Annotated in this window: 4 protein-coding genes; all 4 read right to left on the bottom strand. The window is 26.3% G+C overall.

Annotated elements, in window-relative coordinates:
* The coding region (locus BN7997_RS15765; RefSeq protein WP_330385871.1) for a hypothetical protein at positions 1 to 443 on the bottom strand (443 nt) is incomplete at its 3' end.
* Positions 444 to 550: 107 nt separating this feature from the next.
* Complete coding sequence (locus BN7997_RS07660; protein WP_071120236.1) at positions 551 to 808, bottom strand: hypothetical protein; 258 nt, start codon at positions 806 to 808, stop codon at positions 551 to 553.
* A 658-nt stretch (positions 809 to 1,466) separates the two neighbouring features.
* Complete coding sequence (locus BN7997_RS07655) at positions 1,467 to 1,922, bottom strand: DIP1984 family protein (protein ID WP_071120235.1); 456 nt, start codon at positions 1,920 to 1,922, stop codon at positions 1,467 to 1,469.
* A 216-nt stretch (positions 1,923 to 2,138) separates the two neighbouring features.
* Positions 2,139 to 3,383, bottom strand: a 1,245-nt coding sequence (locus tag BN7997_RS07650) for a helicase-related protein (RefSeq protein WP_278335246.1), incomplete at its 5' end; no start/stop codon positions are given.

The raw sequence follows: 3,383 nt of genomic DNA, 5'->3' as shown, positions 1-3,383 counted from the left end.
ATTTCATTTAATTTCTTACTTACTTTTGTCTCTAGTTCTACTCTAATATCCTTTATATTTTCACCTATATAGTCTAATGGATTAAACATATCAGCTAAAGTCTTTGAAGCTAAAGTTAATGTTTTACTTCTTGGTCCTATAAGCCTTGGTCTAAGAAATTTTCTTTTATCTTCTTCTATGAAGTATCCTTTACCTGACTTTTCTTTTTCACTGTTATATAACTTTCCAACAGTAAGCCTTTCAGCCTCGTAAGATATCATTCCTGCAATCATTTTAGGAACCATTTCCCATGAAGAAAAAATTAAAATTTTAGATGCATTAGTATTTTTATCAAAGATACTATTAGTTATATAATATGGTTTTGAAGACGGTATCCATAACAATTTTTCAAATTCATTTTTAAATAATATCTCCTTTAAATTTTCTAATCTAGCATTATTCATAGAAATATCTTTATAATTTTGAATCTGATTTCTATTTAAGAATAAACTGCTTTTATAATATCTTCCTCATCACTAATTTATTTATATTAATATATATTTGTTATCATCTAAAATATAGTGCAATCTTTATCTAACCCTCTTACTTCTCTAATACTATCTTCATAATCAGACCAATAACTTGAATTTATACGACTTATTTCTTCATATTCTTTAATTTTTTTCTCATCCTCTTTTTCTAATTCTATATTTTTTTGACTAATTGTTTTTATTACTTTTCCTGACTCAACATCTTTAATATCCATTAGGTGTTCTTTTATTTCTTTCTCAAATTTTTCTATAACTACTTTTTCAAAATCTCTATCCAAGCTAAAAACATTTAGTCTTAAATACTTCAAGCATTCAAATAGATTTTCATCATTTCTTAATGATTCTTTTAATTCATTAATTTGGTCTACTATAGTACCTGTACTACAAATATTATAAATACTTATAATATTAATTATACAAGTTATATCTTGTTTGTAAATTATTTTTTATTAATCATCAAATATTTTACCATATGAAAAAATTATGACTACTACAAATTTTAATAAATTATAAAAAATAATTTTTTCTTTCCTCCATAGTTATAGCATAGACTATATTTTACTATATATATGAGTATACATACTTTATTTACGCTTATATCACTCTTTAAAAAACAAATCTATAATACCTCATATTTAATACCAAAATTAATATATATTTTTTCACTACCCATAGGTAGCGAATCAAGACGCCATATTTTAAGACCTGAATTGTCAATTTAAATCAGACAAATTACTTATGAATCACTAAGCAAATGTAAGTAAGCTTTCAAATCCAGTTGCTTCTTTTATAACCTCATTTGGTGTTTTATAGTCTAGTGATTTTCTANTTTATAATTTGTATCACCTTTAGATACATATCTGTTAAATAATGGAAATTTAACCCTTTCCATTTAGGTTTAATGTTCACTTTTAGAAAGGCTACCAGCTTTTCAGACTACAATAATTCTGTAGTCCAATTTTTTTCTTGTATTTTCATATCTATTTCTCTGAACTCTTTTGCTAGTAAATCACTTTGTTTTTGTAATTGTTCTATACTTACTGTAGATATAAACTTTACCTCAGATTGGCTATATCTATCTACTTTTATCGTTGCTTCTTCTATTATTGCTACTATTGCATTTCTTTTTTTCTTTATAGTGTCTCTTGTACATATTGCATCTGCTATAGTTATATTATCTTCAAACAAGGATTCATTGTTAGTTTTATTTATTCTTTTTGTTATTATATCTAACTCATCTATTACTCTATTTAGCTCTTTTAACAATTTCATTGGATCTTCAGATACATTTTCCCCTTCTTGTACTTTTGAATTATTGATTATTCGTTTTTTTAATTCGTATATTTTGTTTTGATAGTCTGATCTTATTATAAGAGCTTGTGATAACTTCATTATAATCCTCCCTTCTTCTGCTTATTATATATAAATACTTATTTTATAGTTGCTAAATTAATTCATCTTATAATTATATTCTATTTAATTAGTTATGGTTGTATTACATTAAAATTCTTTATCCTAGTTATTTTTCATAATAGTTAATGATATAAATAATAACTTTATTTAATGAAACTATTTATTCATACATATAACAGTATTTCTACACCAAGTTTACACAAATGATTTATTATTTTCATTACTATGTTTAAATGGACTTAAATTGATAAATAAGTCATCTATATTATCTTCATTATCAAAGTTACTACCTAGTGAATTGAGAAGCTCTTCTTGTCGAGGTTGCCCTAAAGTTAATCTATATAAAGATAGAACTTTAATTAACCTATTATATTTAACTTGATCTTTACTCATAGGATACATTGGAACTATTCTCTCTATTTTAATAGTTTCCTCATTAATATTAGCTAAGCTCCAGTAAGGTACCAAATCTGAATTTTCTCCTTTTTCTTGTTTACTTGCTTCATCAAACATTTCTTCCAATATATCTTGTTTAAACTTTATATCCCCATATTTTTTAGCAATATTTTGCCTTATAGCTAAGCACTTAAATCTATTAATCCTACCTTCTCTTTGATCTAAATCAATAGGATTAGATGGTAAATTCCAATGTACTATTTTTCTACAATTCAAATGAAAATCTAATCCCTCCTGGCCTATAGAAGTAGTTGCAAGTACAAATGGCCTGAAAGGTGAATTAAAAGCTGCTCTTATATTCTCTGTACGTTGAATATTATCATTATCACCTTTTGCATTGTAGTATCCTACTGCAAAGTGAGCTCTAAGTCCTGATTTTTTTCGTTTGCCTACGAAAGACTCATAAGTATCTATATCTAAAGTAGAAGTTCTAAGATTCATCCCTTCTGATATTTGTTCTATTAAATCTTCACCTTTTACGCCTAAAGAATGTGCATACTCATCTAAAACAGCTTGTATATTTCCATCTACCAAGTAAGCTAATACATTTTTGTAATATGTTCTTTCACTTCTTCTTTCATAGAATAGATCAACTGCAGCAATTGATTCCGGCTTATTAAATAAACTTACAAATAGCTCACCTAATTTTTCAGCCATATTCTTATCATTGAATATCCTCATAGCACAAACTGCAGGTGAACCAATTATCATATTAGTTATAACCTTAGCTGTATCGATTGGCATGTCTCTATGGTTTACATCTAAAATCTCTCCATCCCATATTAGAGGAGCATTAATATACCACGATACATCTCCTATTGGGCTCTCTCCAATTCCATACTTAGTCTTGATTTCATTTAATTTCTTACTTACTTTTGTCTCTAGTTCTACTCTAATATCCTTTATATTTTCACCTATATAGTCTAATGGATTAAACATATCAGCTAAAGTCTTTGAAGCTAAAGTTAATGTTTTACTTCTTGG

Origin of the sequence: Romboutsia timonensis, assembly GCF_900106845.1 — a bacterium.
Lineage (GTDB): Bacteria > Bacillota > Clostridia > Peptostreptococcales > Peptostreptococcaceae > Romboutsia > Romboutsia timonensis.
This window is presented reverse-complemented; position numbering and strand designations above follow the sequence as displayed.